Annotated in this window: 12 protein-coding genes, 6 pseudogenes and 1 other annotated feature; of the genes and pseudogenes, 2 read left to right on the forward strand and 16 right to left on the reverse strand. The window is 43.1% G+C overall.

Features of this window, described 5'->3' with window-relative positions:
* Positions 1-13: 13 nt before the first annotated feature.
* The 6 genes and pseudogenes from uvrC to zapA form a co-directional block, all read right to left on the reverse strand.
* A pseudogene (gene uvrC, locus MFLO_RS11530) lies at positions 14-1830 on the reverse strand (excinuclease ABC subunit UvrC).
* A gap of 116 nt (positions 1831-1946) precedes the next feature.
* The gene (gene trxA / locus MFLO_RS11535) at positions 1947-2264 is read right to left on the reverse strand and encodes a thioredoxin (RefSeq protein WP_036098140.1); all 318 of its coding nucleotides are present in this window, start codon (positions 2262-2264) and stop codon (positions 1947-1949) included.
* Between the two features lie 81 nt (positions 2265-2345).
* Entirely contained in the window at positions 2346-4700 is a 2355-nt protein-coding gene (locus MFLO_RS11540) for an endonuclease MutS2 (protein ID WP_036098141.1), read from the reverse strand.
* A gap of 11 nt (positions 4701-4711) precedes the next feature.
* Positions 4712-6430: a DNA polymerase/3'-5' exonuclease PolX gene (gene polX, locus MFLO_RS11545; RefSeq protein ID WP_036098142.1), complete on the reverse strand. Its 1719-nt coding sequence runs from the start codon at positions 6428-6430 to the stop codon at positions 4712-4714.
* A gap of 55 nt (positions 6431-6485) precedes the next feature.
* Positions 6486-7032, reverse strand: a pseudogene (locus MFLO_RS11550) (CvpA family protein).
* Positions 7032-7353, reverse strand: a pseudogene (gene zapA / locus MFLO_RS11555) (cell division protein ZapA). Before zapA ends, MFLO_RS11550 begins: the two co-directional pseudogenes overlap by 1 nt.
* Positions 7354-7528: 175 nt before the next feature.
* On the opposite strand from zapA, the pseudogene rnhC reads away from it, so the two are divergent.
* Positions 7529-8405 (forward strand): annotated as a pseudogene (rnhC, locus tag MFLO_RS11560) (ribonuclease HIII).
* Positions 8406-8437: 32 nt separating this feature from the next.
* Here the strand turns inward: rnhC and MFLO_RS11565 are convergent.
* The 10 genes and pseudogenes from MFLO_RS11565 to MFLO_RS11610 form a co-directional block, all read right to left on the reverse strand.
* Positions 8438-9124: a uracil-DNA glycosylase gene (locus MFLO_RS11565; RefSeq protein WP_036098144.1), complete on the reverse strand. Its 687-nt coding sequence runs from the start codon at positions 9122-9124 to the stop codon at positions 8438-8440.
* Positions 9125-9225: 101 nt separating this feature from the next.
* Positions 9226-12431: pseudogene (locus MFLO_RS11570) on the reverse strand (MMPL family transporter).
* On the reverse strand, positions 12428-12901 hold the full coding sequence (locus MFLO_RS11575; RefSeq protein WP_241433643.1) for a MarR family winged helix-turn-helix transcriptional regulator: 474 nt from the start codon (positions 12899-12901) through the stop codon (positions 12428-12430). Before MFLO_RS11575 ends, MFLO_RS11570 begins: the two are co-directional and overlap by 4 nt.
* A gap of 106 nt (positions 12902-13007) precedes the next feature.
* Entirely contained in the window at positions 13008-16406 is a 3399-nt protein-coding gene (locus MFLO_RS11580; protein WP_036098147.1) for an FtsX-like permease family protein, read from the reverse strand.
* 16 nt (positions 16407-16422) lie between these two features.
* Positions 16423-17124 (reverse strand): ABC transporter ATP-binding protein, encoded by a 702-nt coding sequence (locus tag MFLO_RS11585; protein WP_036098148.1) that lies wholly within the window; start codon positions 17122-17124, stop codon positions 16423-16425.
* A 113-nt stretch (positions 17125-17237) separates the two neighbouring features.
* Complete coding sequence (gene pheT / locus MFLO_RS11590) at positions 17238-19646, reverse strand: phenylalanine--tRNA ligase subunit beta (protein ID WP_036098150.1); 2409 nt, start codon at positions 19644-19646, stop codon at positions 17238-17240.
* Positions 19647-20700 (reverse strand): annotated as a pseudogene (gene pheS / locus MFLO_RS11595) (phenylalanine--tRNA ligase subunit alpha).
* 43 nt (positions 20701-20743) lie between these two features.
* Positions 20744-20971 (reverse strand) — a binding site (T-box leader).
* A gap of 41 nt (positions 20972-21012) precedes the next feature.
* The gene (locus tag MFLO_RS11600) at positions 21013-21555 is read right to left on the reverse strand and encodes an ECF transporter S component (RefSeq protein WP_036098151.1); all 543 of its coding nucleotides are present in this window, start codon (positions 21553-21555) and stop codon (positions 21013-21015) included.
* Entirely contained in the window at positions 21542-21928 is a 387-nt protein-coding gene (locus MFLO_RS11605; RefSeq protein ID WP_036098152.1) for a DUF4430 domain-containing protein, read from the reverse strand. The genes MFLO_RS11600 and MFLO_RS11605 overlap by 14 nt, the downstream gene beginning before the upstream one ends.
* A gap of 70 nt (positions 21929-21998) precedes the next feature.
* Positions 21999-22331 (reverse strand): winged helix-turn-helix transcriptional regulator, encoded by a 333-nt coding sequence (locus tag MFLO_RS11610; RefSeq protein WP_036098153.1) that lies wholly within the window; start codon positions 22329-22331, stop codon positions 21999-22001.
* Positions 22332-22484: 153 nt separating this feature from the next.
* Between MFLO_RS11610 and MFLO_RS11615 the strand changes: the two genes are divergently transcribed.
* Positions 22485-22844: a DUF6054 family protein gene (locus MFLO_RS11615; protein ID WP_036098155.1), complete on the forward strand. Its 360-nt coding sequence runs from the start codon at positions 22485-22487 to the stop codon at positions 22842-22844.
* Positions 22845-22851: the final 7 nt, after the last annotated feature.

Here is a 22851-nt window from a genome sequence, read left to right on the forward strand (position 1 = left end):
TTCCGCCCCTTTTCTACTCTTCACTTGTATTCTTTTCGTTTTGCTTCTCGTTCACTTGTGTGACTTTCGCAAAAACAGCTTCTGCAACAGCACGAGGAATTCCGCTTTCTTGTAATTCTTCAATCGTCGCCGTCTTAATTTTTTTCATTGAACCAAAATGGCTTAAAATCTTTTTCTTTCGTCCAGGTCCAACACCTGGAATTCCGTCTAAAATCGACTGAAAACCAGATTTACTTCGAAGCTGCCGGTGGAAAGTAATGGCAAAACGGTGAACCTCATCTTGAATTCGCTGAAGCAGATAAAATTCTTGGCTATTTCGTGCAAGCGGAATCACTTCAAGCGGGTCGCCGAACAACAGCTGACTTGTCTTATGCTTGTCATCTTTCGCAAGTCCAGCAACTGGAATATCAAGTCCAAGCTCATTTGTCAAAACATCTTTCGCACTGTCAATTTGACCTTTTCCTCCATCAATTAAAATCAAATCTGGAAGAGGCAGTCCTTCTTTTAAAACGCGCCAATATCTTCTTCTTACAACTTCGCGCATCGTGGCATAATCATCTGCCCTTCGACTGTTTTAATCTTGTACTTGCGGTAGTCATTCTTGTTCGGCTTCCCATCTAGGAAAGTCACCATCGCCGAAACTGGATCCGTACCATGAATATTCGAGTTGTCGAAAGCTTCAATCCGTGATGGCGTAGGAATCCCCATTTGCTCACCTAGCTTTTCAACGGCACCGACTGTTCGTTCTTCATTTCGTTCAAGGAGCATAAATTTCTCATTCAACGCAATTTTTGCATTCTTATAAGCGAGTTTAACTAAGTCTTTCTTATTGCCACGTACCGGCACAAGTACTTTTGTATCTGGTAAAAGTGCCGCTACCGCTTCTGCATCCACGTCATTCGGCAGAAAAATTTCCTTCGGTGGAATATGGTTGGCTTTTTGGTAAAATTGACCGATAAACGTTAAGAAATCTTCATCTGCATCATTATAAAAAGGAAATTGCGATACATCGCGCTCAATCAATTTCCCTTGACGAATAAAGAACACTTGGACACACATCCAGCCTTTATCAATGGCATATCCAAATACATCCCGATCGACAAAGTCGTTCATTGTCATCTTTTGTTTCTCCATCGTCGTTTCAATCGCATTAATTTGATCTCGAAATTCCCCCGCTTTCTCAAATTCCATCTCAGCGGCAGCTTCCGCCATTTTTTTCATCAAGTCTTGTTTGACATCTTTATACCCGCCGTTTAAGAAACTGACAATTTCATCCGACATTTTCTTATACGTTTCCGCGGATACATCAAACACACAAGGTGCAAGACATTGACCGAGGTGATAATAGAGACAAACTTTATTTGGTAGCACGTGACATTTCCGAAGGGGATAAAGCCGATCGAGAATTTTCTTCACTTCATTTGCTGCATAGACATTTGGATAGGGTCCAAAATACTTTCCTTTATCGCGCTTAACTTGTCGAGTGATAATCAGCCGCGGATGGCGTTCATTCGTAATTTTGATGAACGGATATGTTTTATCATCCTTAAGGCGAATATTGAAACGCGGATCATGCTTTTTAATCAAATTGATTTCAAGTAGCAGCGCTTCTACATCCGAGCTCGTCACAATGTATTCGAAATCTTTAATTTCCTGAACTAGACGTTGTGTTTTCACATCATGAGCACCCGTGAAATAAGAACGGACTCGGTTTTTCAAGATTTTAGCTTTCCCGACGTAAATGATCGTGCCTTGTTCGTCTTTCATTAAGTAACAGCCCGGCTGATCCGGCAAGAGAGCAAGTTTATTTTGTAAATGAGTAGATACCATTAGATCAACTCCCTCATATCATTAAAAAACGCTTCAAAAAGCGCTCCTTCATTCCACTTCAAAAAAAGACACCGCAATTTTCGCGGTGTCCCTATTTTACCATATTTTAAAGGCTTTTACACATACTTGTTGATGACTTCATCCAATTCTTCTTTTGGACGGTATCCGATGATTGTATCTACAACTTCACCATCTTTTTTAACAAGAAGTGTCGGGATGCTCATTATTCCAAATTGGCTTGGAACTTCTTGATTTTCATCAACATCCATCTTAACAATTTTTAATTGATCACCGCGTTCATTCGCGATTTCTTCTAAAACTGGGGCTACCATACGGCAAGGTCCGCACCAAGCTGCCCAGAAATCTGTTAATACAACGCCTTCTTTTGTTTCTTCTTCAAAGGTCGCATCTGTAATTGCTTTAATATCAGCCATGCTGGTTTCAACTCCTAACTCTTAATGTATCCACAGTATACACCGAGTATACCGGGTGTTCCATTTTTTTGCTCACAAAGCTTACTTTAAGTCAGCAATCGTAATGCCATTGCCGCCTTCTGCCGCATCTCCAAACCGAATGGCTTTCACCATTCGGTGGTTGCGTAAGAACTCGGTTACACCTGTTCGCAGTGCTCCCGTTCCCTTTCCGTGAATAATAGCCACACGCGGATAGCCAGCAAGAAGCGCTTCATCAATATATTTATCCACTGCTTGAAGAGCATCTTCATAACGCATTCCGCGTAAATCGAGTTCTGCTTTAACTGGCTCAGTATTTCGGACATTCGTAATGATGCGCTGCTTCTTCGGTTTTTCCGGTTGAATGTATTCTAAGTCGTTTTCTTTAATTTTGGTTTTAATAATCCCAATTTGAACATTCCATTCTTTTGTGCTCGCCTGATCAATTAGTGTTCCCTTTTGTCCGAGCGAAAGTACGCGAACAGCATCACCCGCTTTAAACTTATGCTTAACTGGAGCTGTTTGATGAACGACACGTTTTTGAATGGTCTTCGGCTTCGCCTCCGACAAGCGGGTTTTAGCATCAATCAATTCATGTTCCTTGATGCCTTGCGCCCCGCGAAGCTGAAGCTCCCGAATTTCTCGAATAATCACATCCGCATCTTCTTCTGCTTTCTCAACAATTTGAGCAGCTTGCTTCTTAGCCTGTTCAACTAGACGATCTTTTTCATGGTAATAAGCCGTAATTTCTTTTTGTAGGTCTTTTAACAACCGTTCTGCATCGCGTGTCGTTTCTTGGGCCTCTTGATATTCTTTCTCTGCTAAGTTGCGTTTTTCTTCGAGACTTGAAATCATATCGTTTAAATCTGCACTTTCTGTATCAATCAATGCTCGTGCTGAACCAATGATCGCGTCATCCAAACCAAGCCGCTTCGAGATTTCAAATGCATTACTCCTGCCGGGAACTCCAATCAAAAGTTTATAGGTCGGACTTAACGTCTCTACACTAAATTCCACCGAGGCATTCGTTGCAAACGGCCGATTATAGCCGTATGCTTTCAGTTCAGGATAATGGGTTGTCGCAACAACACTTGCGCCACGCTTTGAGACCTCATCTAAAATTGAAATCGCAAGGGCAGCACCTTCCTGCGGGTCAGTACCCGCGCCAAGCTCATCAAATAAAATCAGTGAGCGCGCATTCATCTTCTGCAAAATCGAGACAATATTTGTCATATGTGATGAGAAGGTACTCAAACTTTGCTCAATTGATTGTTCATCACCGATATCTGCAAATACATTCTCAAACACAGCAATCTCCGATTCTTCTTGCGCTGGAATCTGCAAACCGGCCTGCGCCATGATTGTAAGCAGTCCTAACGTTTTCAGCGTAATGGTTTTACCGCCAGTATTTGGTCCGGTAATTACAATCGCTGAATAGCCGTCGCCAAGCAGGATATCATTTGCTACCACTTTTTCAGGATCTAACAACGGATGGCGTGCAGCATACAACTTGACCACACCGTTTTCATTTAATCTAGGCGTAACAGCTTTCATTGCTTTACCAAGCTGAGCTTTTGCTAGAATGAAATCAAATCGTCCAAGCAAATAAGTGTTATGATGAATTTCTTGAATATATTCTGCAAGCCGTGCCGAAAGTTCGGCTAAAATGCGTTCAATTTCTTGATTTTCTTTCGCTTGAAGTGCACGACGCTCATTATTTAAATCAACAACACTCTGCGGTTCAATAAAGAGTGTTTGCCCAGAAGCCGATTGGTCGTGAATGACGCCGCCATAATGGCTGCGATATTCCTGCTTAACTGGAATAACGTAGCGGTCATTTCGAATTGTAATAATTGCATCGCTAAGCATTGTCGCTGCATTTCGATCACGCAAAAGTCCTTCCAGTTTTTCACGAACGCGACCTTCTGTCCGAGATAAGGTTTGTCGCAATCCGCGTAGCGTATCACTTGCTGAATCAAGCACATAGCCAGATTCATCAACTGAAAGTGCGATCTCTTCTTCTAAATCGCGCAAGCTTAGCAGTTCTGCTGAAATCGTATATAAAAGCGGAAGTTCAATCCCTTGATCTTCAAGGTCTGCCATAAAATTTTTCATCAATCGGCTGACTCGTAAATTACTGCCGATTTGATAGATTTCAAGACCGTTTAAATCCCCGCCGATTTCAAGCCGTTTCAAGTGCGGTGCCACATCTGTGAGCCCCGTTATTGGAGCACTTCCACGTAGTCGAATCACCTTGGCGCCTTCCTCAGTTTCCTGCTGTGAAAGTTCAACTTCTCTAAATGAATCTGCTGGGCTGAGTGCTGAAACTGCTGCTTCACCTAAACTTGAAACAGCGAATTCAAGCAGCTGTTTTTTAATTTTATCGAATTCTAAAATGTTTTCGAGTTTTTTTTCCATCGGTCATTCCTCTATTTCTTCTTTTGTAAAAAATCCTTAAATTCTTGCTTACTCATTGTATTCAGTACATCGGATTTTGTAAGCCAGCCTTTTACACCTGCTCGCACTCCGATTTCCATAAAATCAAGATGCTTGGTATCATGTGCATCGGTATTAATCGCAATTTTCACTCCAGCGTTTGTCGCCATTTGAAGATGCTCCGCATTCAGGTCAAGTCGTTCTGGATTGGCATTGAGTTCGAGAACAGTCCCTGTATCGTGTGCTAGTTTAATCAATTGTTCAGGGTTTACGGCATACGGTTTGCGGCGGCCGATTACTCGTCCGGTTGGGTGGGCAATTAAACGAACGTAAGGGTTTGTCGCTGCCGTTTCAAGCCGCTTCATGATTTCAGTTTCGGTCTGACTGAATCCGGAATGAATTGAAGCAATCACGAAATCCAATTGTTGCAAGATTTCATCTGAAAAATCCAAGGCTGCATCTGTCAGAATATCCATTTCAACTCCAGAATAGACATCAATTTCAGGATAGTCAGCTGCAACTTGCCTAATTTCTTCCTGCTGCTTCATCAGCCGTTCTTCATTCAACCCGTTTGCAACACGCAAAAATTTACCGTGATCCGTGATCACCATGTAATCGTAGCCTTTTTCAATATTTGCTTCAATCATTTCGCGAATCGAATACGCCCCGTCTGACCATGTTGTATGCATATGCAGATCGCCGCGTATATCTTGAAGTTCAATGAAGCGCGGTTTTTCAGTTTGAATACGTTCAATTTCTGTTCCGTCTCTTCGCACTTCTGGCGGAATAAACGGTAAATCGAAATGTTTGAAAAAAGCTGTCTCGCTTTCAAAATGCTGAACAGAACCGTCTTCTCGCTCAACACCATATTCGCTGATTTTTTCATCGCGCGCTTTTGCAAGCTGTCTCATTTTAATATTATGCTCTTTTGACCCAGTAAAGTGATGTAAGGTCGTCGCGTAACTCTCTGGCTCAATCATGCGGAAGTCTACAGAGATTTTAATTCCCGCATCAAGTTCAACTGAAACTTTAGTATCGCCTGCACCGATCACTTCCGCAATATCCGGATAAAGTAGCAAGGCCTTTTTAACCGCATCTGGATGTTTGGTTGCGATGACGTAATCCAAATCTTTTAAGGTTTCGCGTAAACGGCGCATACTGCCCGCTGGATGAAACTCTTCTATTTCTGTGATTCCAGAAAGGTACGCTTCTACCGCGCTTGCAACAGGAAGCACTTTTGGAAAGGGATAGCGGTCTGGACGGCTTCCAAGTGCCGCAACACCTTCAACCATTTTCTCAACCGACTTTTTGCCAAATCCTTTAAGTGCCTCGATTTTACCGCTTTTTGCAGCCGTAAGCAGACTTTCCTGATCTGTCACGCCTAATTCATGATAGAGACGCGATAGTTTTTTGCCGCCAAGTCCTTCCACATTTAAGAGGGGGATTAAGCCGCTTGGAACTTCTGCTTGCAGTTTTTGAAGCTCAGGAGACTCCCCCGTTTCCAAAAATACAGCGATTATTTCTCCGGTTGTTTTGCCGATTCCTGGAAGCGCGGTGATGTCTTCCATTTCGCTTAAACTGCGTTCATCTGTTTCAAGGCTTTGCGCGGCTTTCCGGAAAGCTGAAATTTTGAAGCTGTTCTCACCTTTTAATTCCATATACAAAGCAATTTGCTCAAGCAGCCGAATGACTTCTTTTTTTGTTTTCACCATTTTCTTTCACCTCTTACGAAAACAAGACCAGTCGAATCCGCTGGTCTCATTCTTTCTATTTTGTAATCACACGTGTCATCCAGTCGTAAAAGCGTTCGGATAAAATCGGCGTATTTTCAAGAATCCACTGCGCAACATTTGATCCTTCTAAGACATTTTTCAGCCACTCAGACGGGTAAGCCGCACCGAGATAAAGAAAGACGAACAGAAACAGATACGTCGCAATAACACCGAGAAGCCCGCCGATCAAACCATTCACTTGGCTGACAACCGGGATTTTCGTGCGGGAGCCGGTAACTGCTGTCAGCATGTGCACTACAATCAGCGCCGCCACAAAAATGAAGATAAACGCTAAAATGTTATAGTATGCTTCTTCTGTGTGAAGCAGTTTTAAAAGTTCATAGACGCTCCCATCCGACTTGTCGAGTTCGGGATAGGGAATGAAATGTAGTTTCGGCGAAAGCAGTTCGTAGTAATGGTAAGCCACAAAAAAAAGCTAAAAAGTAGCCGATTGTTGTAATCAACTGGCGAAGCAGTCCATTGCGGTAACCATTAAAAAAGCCGCCGATCAATAAAATAATGAGTACAATATTTAAAATCATTAATCTCGTCCTTTATGAATTTTCTAATCGTTTTTCAAGCTCACGATATTTTTCAAGCAACATCAAGTAATCATGGGTCATGTTGACTGCCGTAAGCACTGCCAATCTTCCGCTATCAAGCGCTCGATTCTGCGCACCGATTTCGTGCATTTTACTATCAACAATCTGTGCTACTTTACGAAGATGATCAGTCGGTTCAGAGCCGACGATCGTATATTCTCTGCCGTAAATGGTGGTTATGATTCTATTTTTTTCGTCAAGAGCCACTCTGTTCCCTCCTTCACAACTTGTTTGTGCAACTCTACTCTCCAATATTATCATGAAAAAACAGAGATGGAAAGCTGGGAAAGCGTTTTTACCGAAGAATCAGCCTTGAGACGGAAAAGTTTACTTCTGTTTACGTTTTTTATGGTACAATACCCATATCTTGAAAGTGAGAGGAAGAAGACTTATTGCAAACACAGTGATCACCGCAGCACCAGCGGAAATCGAACGAATGAAAGCGGAATACCAACCTTTTTTCACGGGGAAAACTCCGCCGGGTGCACTTTTTTCAGCCAAGAAAAATGGTCTTACGGTCACAGCTTATCGGTCTGGAAAAGTGATGTTTCAAGGCGCTCAAGGTGAAGTTGAGGCAGCAAAATGGAGCACAGCCAACCCGGCAAAGAAAAAAAACGTCCGTAGCGGTTCAAACACTTCCTCCTGATTTTGCGACGCGCAATGTTCTTGGTTCTGATGAAGTCGGAACGGGAGATTTTTTTGGACCGATTACAGTGACTGCCTGTTATGTGAGCCGCGAACATTTTGATTTGCTAAAACAGCTTGGCGTGAAGGATTCAAAAGCGATGAAAGACCCTGAAATCTGCCGGATTGCTAAAAAAATCATTCCGATTGTTCCGCATAGCACGCTTGTTTGTCCAAATGAAAAATATAACGAACTGATTGCAGGTGGCATGAATCAAGGGAAAATGAAAGCCATTCTCCATAATCATGCACTTCTTAATGTCTTAAAGCGGATGGCACCAGAAAAACCTGAAGCTGTTTTAATTGACCAGTTTGCTGAGAAAAATACTTATTACCGCTACCTTGCAAACGAACCTATCGTTTTGCGTGAAAATGTATATTTCGCAACGAAAGCAGAGGGCTTGCATTTAGCGGTTGCGGCTGCTTCGATTATAGCGCGCTATAAGTTTGTTCAAGTTTTCAGCGAGATGGAGCAGGAACTTGGAATGTCTCTTACAAAAGGTGCAGGTGCCAAAGTCGATCAAGAAGCGGCAGCTATTATCAGGCAACACGGTCTAGAAACACTTGGGCGCTACACAAAGCAGCATTTTGCCAACACCGAAAAAGCACTGCACATTGCTAACAATTAAAAAAGCTTGAAATCAGGGTATACTTCTTGATTTCAAGCTTTTTCATATAAATTCGGAATTTGCCAATCAATTGGCGCTTCACCGTGCAACACTAAATAGTCATTCGTTTTAGAAAATGGCTTGGAGCCAAAAAAACCATAATTTGCTGAATAAGGGCTTGGATGCGAACTTGTTAGGATCAAGTGATTAGGGTTATTCAGCAAAGCTGTTTTTTGTTTAGCATTATTTCCCCATAAAATAAAAACGAGCGGCGCTTCCTTTTGGTTCAGCAAACGAATCACGGCATCGGTTAAGTTTTCCCAGCCTTGTCCCTTGTGTGAATTTGCTTTTCCTGCTTCAACCGTAAGCACTGTATTAAGAAGTAACACGCCTTGATCTGTCCAAGGTTTCAGATACCCATTATTTGGAATGAAACAGCCAAGGTCATTTTTCAGTTCTTGAAAAATATTTTCGAGCGAAGGTGGTATCCGAATCCCCTTTTGAACAGAAAAAGAAAGTCCATGTGCTTGCCCGCGTCCGTGATACGGATCTTGTCCCAATATGACAACCTTTGCGGCTTCATAAGATGTGTATTTTAACGCATTAAATAAGTCATACATATCCGGATAAACTTGTTTTGATCCGTATTGTTGTTTCAAAAACTCCCGTAACTCTAGGTAATATGGCTGTTTAAATTCATCTGCTAAAAGTCCATCCCAATCATTTCCAAGTTGAATCATACGTGCTGTCACCTCTAGTTTTTTTCTTTTTTATTATACTAAAGTCTCACGCCTTACGCCAAAAAAAGCACATTTCCCGCGGGAAATGTGCTTTTTGCCTGTTATTGTTCTTTTTTGCCGCGTTCACCTGCTGATGATATGAAAGGCCACCAGTTTCCTCTGCCAAATAGTTTGACCATTACCGGTACAAATAGCGGCAAGACCACCACTGCATAAAGGATTAAGCCGATCAAGACGACTGTCGCAATTTCAAGTAGCGACAGCACTCCAGCCGGCATCATCGCCGCAAACGTTCCGCCAAGAATAATCACAGCCGAGAAAATGACACCGCCCATGTTTTTCATCGTCAGAATCATCCGCTCCATCACGCCCATTCCGCTATACTCATTAAACCGGCTCATGAGGAAAATGGAATAGTCAATGCCAAGCGCGACAAGTACAACAAAGCTGAAGAATGGGGTTGCCCACGTTAATCCGTTATAATCTAGCAGACGTGTAAAAATGATTTCCGTAAAACCAAGCGATGCAAAGTAAGTGACAACAATTGATCCCACTAAGTAAAGCGGCATCACCATCGATCTAAGTAAAATAACAAGCGTTACGAAAACACTAATTAAAACGAGCGCAATCACAAGGTGGTAATCGGCAAGCGACATGTCGCGTGTATCGTAGTTCATACTTGTCATACCACCGATTCCGATTTTTGCGTTTTCTAGTTTCGTTCCTTTTAAACTGCTTTTCAGCTGCTCATTTAACTTCGGAATATCTTCCATCGCAGCATTGGAATACGGATTTTTTTTTGAGTACAACATTGATCGTTGCAAGTTTGCCGTCTTTTGATAGATATTGATCGAGCGCTTGCTTAAACTCGGGATTCGTCAAGAGCTCATCCGGCACGTAAATTCCAGAATTATTGTAAGACTGTTCCGACCAGTCGTTTAGCAGTCCGTTTGCTTGCGATAGTCCCGACTCCACTTGCGTGAGGCCCGAAGCTCCGCTTGAAAGTCCGTTCGAGAGCTCGCCGATTTGGCCGCTTACAGCGGAAAAGCCAGTTTTAAGTTCAGCCTGTCCGCCTTCGATTTGAGCTAGTGCCGATTCAAGTTGAGGCAGTTTCAAAATTACTTGATTTTGACCCGTTGCCGCTTGGGTAAGCCCCGATTCAAGTTGCGTCAACCCTGTTTCAATTTGACCAAGACCTGCATGGAATGCAGAAAGTCCCGTTGAAATTTGTTCCGATTTTGCATTTAATTGTTTCATTCCATCAGAAAGCTGGTTCAGCCCTTGATTCAATTCCTTAATCTTCGCTTCAAGCGCCGCCATTTGCTTCCCAAGTTGCGATTTCAGCTGATTTTCAAAAGCAGATCCTGCTGTTTCAAGTCCTGCCACATCGCGCATCAAATTTTGAAACTCAGCATTTTGAGTGGCATCGGGATGTGCCGCAGCGAAGGCTTGCAGCGAATTGCCTACTTTCTTCATTTGATTCGTAAGTCCGCTTGTATCAATTTGACCAGCATTTCCACCAGAGAATTGCGCAAGCGAATCCGCTGCTTTCTGCAGATTTTGCTGAATCGTCACATAGCCCTGCTGAAGCTGCTTTTGCCCGCTTTCGAGTTTGGCAAGCTCTGAACGAGCCGTTTTCACAGCTTGTTTTAACTGTCCCGCCCCTTTACTGCCACTTGAAATCCCATCACGAATTTGCGTTAAAGCAACATTAAGTGCCGCTACGCCGTCTTTCGTTTGTGCTGTTCCGGATTGAAGCGCATCAATCCCATCAACCGCTTGATTCAAACTTGGCGAAGAGGCGTTCAGCTGATCACTTGCATCAAGCAAGCCTGATTTTACTTGCTCAATACCACCTTTTGCGTCGCCCAAGCCATTTTCAAGCTGACCCGCTTGATTTTTCACATAGATAGCATCAAGTCGCGTTCCTGCAGGTCGTGAAGCACTCATCACCATGTCGACACCTTTCACGCTTGCAAGGTCTGCCGATACTTTTTCAAGCAGTGCAATATAGTCACCTGTCCGCATATTATCGTCATTTTCCAAGTAAATTTGTGTCGGTGAAACTTGACCGGCGCCAAAGCTGTCAGAAACAATTTCAAAGCCTTTTTTTTGACGGATAGCTGTCACTAATTTCGTCTAGTGAGTTAAAGCTTTCCGTGCCTTGATGCAGCACAATCGGAGGAATCACAACGATTGCAACGATCAAAAGCGAAATGAATGGACGCATAAAAGCAAGTTTCCCTGCTCCGCCCCAAAATTTATTTTCCTTATGTGCAATATTTTTATTGAGTGGCCAAAATAGCACTCGTCCAAGTGTTCCCATAAAGAATGGGACAAGTGTGTAGATACCGAGCATTAAAATCACGATACCAACTCCGACTGCAACAGCAGAACGATACAATTCAAACTGCACAAAATAAAGTGAAACAAAGGCAACTAAAACAGCTATCGCACTATAAAGGACTGTTTTTCCAGCAGTACGGTAAGTCCTAATGACCGCTTCGCGCACCGAGAGACCATCACCGATTTCTTCTTTAAAACGGCTCATCAGAAGAATACAATAATCCGTTCCGATACCAAACATGATACACACCATGAAGATTTGTGTATAGGTAGAGACCGGAAAATCCAAATATTTAACCAGAAAAGCAACCACACTTTGGGCTGTCAAATAACTGATTCCGACTGTGACAAGCGGAATAAAAGGGGCAATTACCGAGCGGAATACAAGGAACAGGACAACTAAAATAAAGACGACGGTAATTCCTTCTGTTTTTTGCAAACCATCTTCTGATCCTTGGACAACGTCTTCCTGAATGACTGCGTTACCTGTGAGATAGGAATCTACACCTCGAACTTTCATTTTCTTATCCAAGTCTTTACGTACTTCTTTTACAGGGGTTTCTTTGGCATCAACTGTCAAGCTTGCTACTATCGTTTTCCCGTCTTTTGAAACAAACTTATCTTGAAGCTCCTTTTGATCGAAACTGTCGAGCACATTTGTTACGTGCAGCTCCGCTTTGTTTGCTTTAATCGAACTGAGCGACTTTTCAATCGTCTTTTTATTCGCTTCTGTCAGCTTATGTTTCGCCGTATAAACAGCAATGTAACTCTCTCCGTCACTATCCGGATTGTGCTTTTTCTGCAGCTCACCAGCAAGCTGCGACGGATAGCCGTCTGGAAGCTTGATTTCTCCTTTTTCACGCACTAAATCCGCCATGCTTGGTGCCGTAAAAAGCAAACCGGCAAGCAAAACGATCCAAAGAACTAGAATCGGCCAGCGGAATTTTAAAATCCATTTCATGATTGATCTTTCCCTCCTCGTTCAAGATTCACAATAACCAAATCAATCAGCCTGTCATAAAGCGTCATAAACATTTCACTGTTTTCTTTACCAAACCGCCTGAGCCAATCTCCGATCAAATCCTGCATGGCTTTTTCGCATACTTTGAAAATCTCCCGGCCTTGGTCTGAGACATGCAAAACAACAGCTCGCCTATCAAACGGATTTTGCGACCGAACCAAAAATCCTTTTTCTTCAAGATTCTTAATTTTGGCCGAAACCGCGCTCTTATTCACATTGAGCCGGCATGAAAGCTGCGTTGCACTAACCCCATTTTCCTCACGGCAAAGTTCGCGCAACATAAAAAACTGTTCCATCGAAATCCGCTTTCCATAAAAATCGACTTGCTCGATGGCTTGATCAATTTCCTTTAAAGCAAATAAATATGTACGCATGTATCCATCAATAAAATGATCAATCGCCTCTTTCAAAACAATGATTCACCCCCTGAACTATTTTTTCATTTTACCCTTACTCGAATAAAAAGTAAAATAAAACACACCTTTTATTTCTCCAATAAAAGGTGTGTTTCTAGTATTATTCTACGGATTTCAGTGCTTCAATCATATCAATCCTTTTCAGCTTCACATGCATCACGAGCATGACAATCGTAGAAAATAGTAAGGTTAAGATCGCCGAGTATAAATAACTTGGCGCGGTAACCGTCGGACTGAACATCATGTTATCCACTTCTGCTGTTTGAATGACAAATTGGTGCAAGAAGAATCCAAAGATAAAGCCGACTAAAATGCCGAGTACCGTCAAAATAATATTTTCCCGGTAGACATACATCGTCACTTCTTTCGGATAAAAACCGAGCACTTTAATCGTCGAAAGTTCACGAATCCGTTCTGAAACATTGATATTCGTGAGATTATACAGCACGATAAACGCAAGAATCGCGGCTGAGACGATCAAAACAACCATAACGATATTCAGACTCTTAAGCATATCCGTCAGCATACCACTGATTGTGTTGGAAAACGTGACGGCAAGTACGCCTCCCTCATCCATAAGTTTCTCAGCAAATTGATTTTGCCACGCCTTCGATGTATCCTTCAGATTCAGCAAATCCGAATCATATACGGGCTCAGATTGAAACGCACGTTCATAGCCAGTTTTCGTCACGTACACATAATGACCGGCATAATTCTCCGCAATTCCTCTTACCTTGAAGCGATATTCTTCATGATCTGTATCTTTTAATACAAGCGTTTCTCCGACTTTAAGATCAAGCAGTTTCGCCAGTTTTTCCGTAATAACCACACCATCATCTCGAAGTGGCTGACGTTCTTTCGTTTTTCGATCCTGGAGCCGCACAAATTTGTCTAGCCCTTTTGTTGTTTCAAGTGTCGCAAGCTGAATTTGCTGGCTCGATTTCCCCGAACGAACCGTATCCATACTTTTCATTGAAAGTTGCATTCGGCTTGTGATATTGCCATCTTGCATTAACTTATCGTAATCCAGTTTTTCCGTCTTGCTTGCCGTTTTATCGCGTGAAACGAGCGCATCATATTTAATGACGCTACCATACTGAAGCTTCGCAATATCACTGATCGAATCACGTAAACCGAATCCAGTAAGAATGAGTGCGGTACAGCCCGCCACACCAATTACAGTCATAAGCATCCGCTGTTTATACCTGAAAATATTTCGCGCCGTTACTTTACTTGAGAAATTCATGTGGTTCCAGATAAAACCAATGCGCTCAAGCAAAATGCGTTTTCCTTGCTTCGGTGCTTTTGGCCGCATAAGCGTTGCCGCATTTGAACGCAGTTCTGCTGTACAAGCCGCAAATGCTGTTGCGGTCGTACAAATGAGCGCGACAACGAGCGCGATGATACTGTAGCTTGGATAGAACACCAATTCGACGGGCGGCATTTGATACATCATCCCGTAAGCATCAAAAATAATGGCTGGGAAGAAACGATAACCAATCAAAAGTCCAATCCCAGTTCCAAGAATACTCGCGAACGACCCGTAAACTAAAAACTTCTTCATAATGTCGCCGTTTGAATAACCAAGAGCTTTAAGCGTCCCAATTTGCGTCCGCTGTTCTTCGACCATTCGCGTCATTGTTGTAAGACATACAAGTGCCGCGATCAAGAAGAAAAAGACTGGGAAGATCGTTGACAAGGAAGCGAGCCGATCTGCATTTTCCTTATATTCACCGTAACCGGGATTATTAGACCGATCAAGCACATAATAACTCGGTTTTTCCAGTGTTTCTAATTTTTCACGCTGCACCGTTAAATCACGACGTGCTTTCGCTATTTTTTGTTCTGCTTGTAGTTTTTCCGCTTGAAATTTCGCTTCACTCGCCGCATAGGTCTGTTTTGATGCGTCTAATTTTTGAAGCGCTTCACTAAATTCACTTTCGGCTTGCTTCGCTCCGCGCTCGCGCTCTTTTTTCGCAGCTTCGATTTGCTTCACACCCGCCGCATAATCGCGTTCACCGACTGCTAGTTGTGCTTTTCCTGCCGCAAGTTCCGCCTTTTTCGCTTCAAGCGTTTTCACCGCTTGTGCAAGCTTAGCCTCTTCTTTTTCAAGTGCTGCTTTTCCGGTCGCAAGCTCCTGCTTTGCCTCAGTTAGAAACTCTGCTGCCAAGGTTTCCGCTTCGTCCAAATTTTGTCCGCCTTTGATTGCCTGATAAAGAGGCTCAGATACTTGGCGCAGTTCATCCGCTACAGTGCTCGACACATAAAGTGTTCCGTCTTCAATCTGATAAAGTTCCGTCAGTTCTGGATCGAGTTTCACGGTTTCAACCAAAGTCTGCGCTTTTGCTTCATTTAGAAACTGTTCTGCTGTCTGAAGTGCTTCTTCACGTTCCGCAAGTTCTCTTTTCGCTTCCTCAAGCTGTGCCTTTCCAGCTTCCGCCTGCTGCTCCGCTTGCTCTAACTGCGCGCTTCCTTCTGTAATATCCTTTTTCGACTGGGCAATCGTTTCTTTAGCAGCCGCTAGTTTTGCTTCACCTGCCGCAATTTCACGATCGGCTTCTGCCATTTTCGCCTTATAAGCACGGCGCTTATTTTGATACGCTAAAAAACCGGCATCAAGCTCAGCTTTTCCTTGTTTCAATTTTGTTTCGCCTTCCGCAAGCTTCTGCTCATTTTCCTTCAGTTTCGCTTCTGCTTCGTCGAGTTTCAAAAAGCCATCTTTTTTAATCGTAGCGACACGTTTTTCCGCCTGCGCTTCAAGTAGCTTTTTCAGTTTTTTCTTGTTCGCCTTACCAGCCTCTTCATAACCATCTGAGAAGGCCGTTTTTGCCGTCAAATTGCTAAACTGAATATTGGCCGCCGTATAGACCTCAAGGTCAAAATCCCCTTGCGGGATCACCGCGAACGCATCCGTCGAACCGTTCCCAATCGTACTTGTGCCGCGACTGCTTTTTTCAATATACATCGGACTCTCCACAAAGCCGACAACCCGATATGTATCACGTTTCAGCGTATCTGTCAGCTTGGAGCCGTCTTTCGCGAAAAAAGTAACCTTATCGCCAAGCTTGATTTTCTTCTTCACCGCGTTGCTCGCATCAAGCGTAATTTCACCCGATTTTTTCGGTAAGCGACCAGATGCGGCTTTATATTGATTCAGCTTCTTACTGCTATTTTGATACGAATAAAGCCGCATCACGAGGCGATCATCCCCAAGCAAGAGATCCGCCGTGTACTGCATATCTACTTGCTTTACACCTGACAAATTTTCAAGTGCCGCTTGATCAGATCCATTCAAACCATAGGTGGATTGAACTGTAAAATCAGCTAATTTGTAATCTTTGTAATAGCGATCAGCCGTTTCAATCATATCTGGACCCGTTGCTTTAATCCCAACGAAAAAGGCAACCCCAAGCATGATCAGCGCTAAAATTGAGAAGAAGCGGCTTTTGGAATGCCAAATTTCACGCCGTATATCTTTCCATAATGCACGTTTTTTCAAAAGTCCGTCTCCCTTCTCACCATTCTATGCTGTCAATTGAAACGGGATGTTTATTCTCTCGGATCTCCCGAACCTTCGCATCATTTATTTCAATCACTCGATCTGCAATCGGTGTAATCGCTGTGTTATGCGTAATGACAATAACAGTTGTCCCCGTATTTTCACATGTATCTTGCAACAACTTCAAAACAGATTTGCCTGTCTCATAATCGAGTGCTCCCGTCGGTTCGTCACACAAAAGCAGTTTTGGTGATTTCGCCAGCGCACGAGCAATCGCAACCCGTTGTTGTTCCCCTCCGGAAAGCTGAGCTGGAAAATTATTTAAACGATGCGCTAAGCCGACATCTTCCAGCACTTTTTCTGCATCAAGCGCATTCGGAACAATTTGCGAAGCAAGCTCGACATTTTCTTTTGCCGTTAAGTTCGGAACGAGATTGTAAAATTGAAAAACAAACCCGACATCCGTTCGCCGGTAGCCAGTCAGTTGTTTGGCAGAATACTGCGCGATATCCACCCCGTCAACGATGACTTCACCTGAATCAGAAGTATCCATTCCCCCAAGAATATTAAGTACCGTTGATTTCCCAGCACCACTGGGTCCAACAATGATCACAAATTCCCCTTTATTGATTTCAAAATCAACACCGTCATTTGCTGTGACTACACTTTCTCCCATTTGGTAACGCTTTACTACTTGATTAAGTTTGACGTAAGTCATGTTTCAGCCTCATTTTCTTTAAAGTTGTTATCTTTATTATAACGAACCTGATTCCCTCTGTGAAGAAGCGTATAAAAAAGACTTGAGAGGAAAATCCCCCCAAGCCTTATTCATTAACGAATTTCTGCGCCAAGTTGTTCGCGAAGTGCCTGAACAACTTTTTCAGTTGCCGCCGTTACTTCTTCTTCAACAAGCGTCCGTTCCGGATCTAAATAAGTGAGCGAGTATGCGAGCGACTTTTTATCACTACCAATACTTTCACCTTCAAAAATATCAAATAGTTTCACGTCTTGCAAGAGCGCTCCGCCATTTTCGCGAATCACCGTTTCAATCGCGGCATGTTCTACCTCTTTTGCAACAAGTAGCGCGATATCGCGAGTCATTTCTGGATAACGCGGAATCGTTTTGTAGCGCACTGGTTTTTTCAGAGCTTCGACAAGCTTAGCGAAATTCAGTTCAAAGAGATACGTTTCAGCCAAATCATATTCCTTTTGCACAAGCGGATGGAGTTCACCGATATAACCGATTTCTTGATCGTCCAGCAAAATTCGTGCTGTTCTCCCTGGATGGAGGTCATCTCGTACAAGTTTTTCAAAGCGGAATGGGTTCTTGATTCCAAGTTGTGCATGTAAGCCTTCGAGCATTCCTTTTAACAAGAAGAAATCGACTGCCTTCGTTTCCTTTTGCCAATCCGGAGCCACAAAGTTCCCCGTGAGGAGCGCTGCAAGATGTTCCTCTTCAACCGGAAGTGCATCGCCATCTGTCCCGTAAAAAACGCTACCCATTTCAAATAGGAAAATATCCGTATTTTTCCGTGCCGTATTGTAGCTCGCAGCTTTTAACAACCCAGGCACAATACTTGTCCGCAAGTTGCTGTGTTCTTCACTCATCGGCATCGCAAGTTTTACAAGCTTTGCAGGCTCTAAGGCAAGCCTTGCCGCTTCTTTTTCCGAAGTAAGCGAGTACGTCAAGGCTTGATTCAATCCTGCACCTTCCAAATAGCGGCGTGTTTCTCTGCGCATTGCTTGAGCAGGAGTAAGTCCGCCCGCCGATTCTGTAAGTGGAAGCGTCGCAGGAATCCGGTCATACCCGTAAATTCGTGCCACTTCTTCCAAAATATCCGCTTCGATCACGATATCCCAGCGTCTAGAAGGAACATCCACACGGATCACATCCTCTTCAAAAGTAGCCGCAAAACCTAAGCGATCAAAGATTTCTGTCATCTCTTCTTTTGAAACATCTGTGCCAAGTAATCGATTTACCCGTGAGAAACTCGTAACAATTTCGTTGTGATACTCGTCACGATTATCTTCTTCTGCCACGCCTGAAATCATTTTTCCGCCACCTAGCTCTGCAATCAGAGCCGCCCCATGAGCAAGCGCTTCTTCTACCTTGAATGCGTCGCTACCTTTGTCATACCGAATACTTGCTTCCGTTCGAATTCCAAGTTCACGAGAAGCCTGTCCGATATATTTGCTATCAAAGATCGCACCTTCAAGCAAAATTTGCGTTGTGTTTTCTGTGACCTCCGAGCTTTCGCCGCCCATAATTCCAGCAATCGCAAGCGGGTTTGATCCATTCGTAATCACCGTATGATGATCCGAAAGCGTCCGAACTTTCCCATCAAGTGTAGTAATCTCTTCGCCTTGCTTCGCAAGGCGAACCACAATTTCCTTGCTGCCGATTTTGTCATAATCGAACGAATGGAGCGGCTGCGCATATAGAAGATTAATATAGTTCGTCACATCAACAATATTGCTGTGCGGTCTTATACCGGCTTTCATCAATAAAGTTTGCAGCCAAAGCGGCGAATCTGCCACCTGTACATCTTCGATCAATCGTACCGCATAATATGGTGTTGTCTCTTTATCCTTAATTTCAACCGTCACTTTACCCTCAATTGAACCCGTTTCAGAGATATCAGGCTGTTCGGGAAGCGCTGGTTTTTCATGAACAATTGCACCGACTTCATGCGCAATCCCTGTCATACCAAGAGCATCCGCTCGGTTTGGTGTAATCGCCATATCAAGCACTGCATCATCTAGCCCAAGAAGCGTAATCGCACTTGAACCAACTTGAGTGTCTTCTGGAAGAACAAAAATTCCATCTTGATACGCCTTAGGCACCACACTACTATCAAAACCAAGCTCTTGCAGCGAACAAATCATTCCTTCCGAGACTTCGCCGCGAAGCTTCGCCCGTTTAATTTTAATTCCGCCTGGAAGCCTTGCTCCGACGCGAGCAACCACAACCTTTTGACCAGCATCCACATTCGGCGCGCCGCAAATAATTTGAACCACTTCATCATTATCCACACGAACCGTTGTTTTCTTGAGCTTATCCGCGCTCGGATGCTGTTCACACGTCAGAACTTCTCCGATAACAATATTTTTCAAATTTTCATCTAAATGGTCGACACCTTCAATTTCAATTCCCGTTCGCGTAATTGCTTCAGCAAGCTGATCCGCATCCAGCTTAAGATTCGGGAAGAATTTTTTGACCCAGTTATAAGAAACTAACATTTACACTTCCCCCATTTCTTTGGCAACAAATTGCTTCGAAAAGCGCAGATCATTCGTATACAAATGTCTGATATCGTCAACCCCATATTTCAACATCGCAACCCGTTCAGGTCCAAGCCCAAAAGCAAAGCCGCTGTAGCGCGTTGAATCAATGCCAGACATTTCAAGAACACGCGGGTGAACAAGTCCAGCCCCAAGAATTTCAATCCAACCAGTTCCCTTGCAAGTTCGACACCCTTCTCCGCCACATGCAAAACAAGAAATATCCATCTCAACAGAGGGTTCAGTAAACGGGAAGAAACTTGGGCGAAGTCGAATTTCACGTTCCTCACCAAACATACGCTTCGCTAGAATCGTAAGCGTCCCCTTAAGATCAGCAAACGTGATATTTTCTCCAACCACAAGCCCTTCAATTTGCGTAAATTGATGAGAATGCGTGGCATCATCGTTATCGCGGCGGTAAACCTTACCAGGACAAATGATCTTGATCGGGCCATTTTTAAAATCATGTTTTTCCATCGTACGCGCCTGTACCGGAGAGGTCTGCGTACGAAGCAGTGTGTTTTCCGTAATATAAAAACTATCTTGCATATCGCGTGCCGGATGCCCTTTCGGCAAATTTAGCGCTTCAAAATTATAGTAATCAAGTTCAACTTCCGGGCCTTCGGCAATCTGATACCCCATCCCGATAAACATATTTTCCAGTTCTTCGACAACTTGCGTTAAAAGGTGAGGTGCCCCTGCCTGAACAGCAGTTCCTGGAAGAGTAACATCAAGCGACTCTGCTTCAAGCTGTGCCGTAAGTGCTTCCTTTTCAAGATGATCTTGCTTTTCTTTGATTTTTGCCGCAAGAAGTGTGCGCACTTCATTGGCTTTCGCACCAACAAGCGGCTTTTCTTCATTCGATAATTTCCCCATTTGTTTCATGATTTCTGTCATCGGACCTTTTTTTTCCGAGATACTTCACTCGAAGATCATTTAAATCTTTTAAGTCTTCAGCTGCATCAATTTGCAAGACAGCCTCTGTTTCTAAACTTTCTAATTCCTTTAGCACAAGAATCACTCTCCTTTTCTACAAAATAAAAAAACCTTCATCCACAAGGGACGAGGTTTTGCTCGCGGTACCACCCTAATAAAAACAGCTCTGCTGCTTTCACTTCATTAAAATAACGGTGTTTCACCGATCTGCCTTTCGAATTTATCTCCCGGCAGCGACTGTTAGAGTTGAAATTTTCATGAAGTATCCAGTAAAGCGGCTTTCAGTCAGCGACCGCTTCTCCCTCAAAAGGAATCTCTCCATTACTTGCCTCCGTCATCGTCTTTTGCATTATTTCGTTATGCCTTCATTATAACAGGTTCGCACGTTTTAGCAAGTATATTCACGAAAAAGTCGTCTAAGAAGCGGCAAAAGTATCGGAGCAAGCACCAAATAAAAAGCGATGTTACCGATAGCGTGGAGCGCATCAAACGAAAGCCCCGCCAAATAATACGCCCAAAAATACGAAAAACCGTAGAGTGGAGCAATAAACAGCGCTTGAATAAAACCATAAACGAATCCGCAAAACCCGCTAAAAAGGGCTAGCCAAACAAGGGGCAGTTTATTTTGAAACGGACGAATGAAAAATCCCGTCAACAGCACAATCACGAGAAAGCCAAGAATCTGGCCAATCGTCCAAAACCCCATTCCTAAAATAAGATTGGACAGCATCAATGTGAGCGTCGCAAACAGCGCACCAAAACGAAGCCCCGCAACCAGTGTCAACATGATGACAAGCGACGTCACCGGTTGCACATTCGGAATAAAAACGAACAAAATCCGACCAGCAACAGCCAGAGCTGAAAGAACTGCAAGCAGAGCCAAAGTTTTGGGATCTTTTAGCGGAAAAAGAGAGAATTTATTTGGCTTCATGCAAATCGAAGCTCACTTTATCGCCATTTTTCGGCTTAGTTTCTTTCGCACCTTTTGTAGCATATTTGCCGTTAATTTCATACATCCAATAAAGATTTTTAGCTTGATTTTGCGATACGCCTTCAATAGACGTAATAAAGCCGTCATCATCTTTAATCTCAAAATTTGCTTTCATCATTTGATAAAGCGTCGATCCAGATTTCGCCTTCACCTTTTTCGTCTTCACTTCTTCTTTACCATTATTTTTCGTCACATTGATCATCACACTGATATCACTGGACTTATCGCTTGATACTTCCTTTTGCGGAGCTGAACAAGCTGATAAGACAACAAAAAGTAGTAAGAAAATCGCAAAGAACGTTCTTTTCTTCATAACTATCCATCCCCTTTTTCACCAAAATAAAAAACACGGCAAACGCTCTGCCATGTTTTTTATTATCGCATCACTGTGCAACTTGTTCAAGCGGAATCCATTTATCGGCCCAACACTGAACTTGCTCCATCACTTCTTTAAGATCTCTGCCCTTTTCCGTAAGGGTATATTCAATTCGAACAGGGGTCTCTGGATAGACTTGTCTGACAACGATTTCCATCTCTTCTAACTCTTTTAGACGTTCAGCAAGAACGCGGTCGCTCATTTGCGGGATCTCTCCTGCAACCTGTTTGAAACGTTTTGGACCCGTAAGTAAAACATTGATGATCAGTCCCGTCCATCGTTTTCCAAGAAGTTGAAATGCGGACTCAAACTTTGGACATACTTTGTGTGTTTCAGTCATAACTCTCACCTCACGAGTTATTATACCATAAATCCAAATAGAAAGTAACTAATTAATTTCATGTTGCTTATTTTTTAAAAGCGATTGGATAAATTGCCAAATTTTGCTCGTGGGCTTACAATAAAAGTAGCGTTCATGGAAGGAGTGAAATCGATGCCTAGTCGTCGTTACATCGTTAAGAGTAGCGTTGAGGAAACGATTGATATGATTAAACTATCGCAATCAGCAAGCACACCCGTCTTTGAAGAATTACGAGATTTTGGCGACAATAAAAAGCTGGCAACTCTAGCTTATGAAAAATATTATTTTCGAGCCTCCAACCGAGCTGCCTTATTCATCAATATCAATAATTTTCATGGTGAATCCGAAGTTACAGTCATTTCAACCGGAAGCTCAGATGGTCTGTTATTCAATATCGACTGGGGTGCAGCCAACAGCTATTTAAAAACGGTTCAAAAGGCCTTGAAACCTGTTCTGATCAATGAAATAGACTTAGAATCATTTCCAAATTAATTCCAAA

It is taken from the genome of Listeria floridensis FSL S10-1187 (assembly GCF_000525875.1).
GTDB classification, from domain to species: Bacteria; Bacillota; Bacilli; order Lactobacillales; family Listeriaceae; genus Listeria; species Listeria floridensis.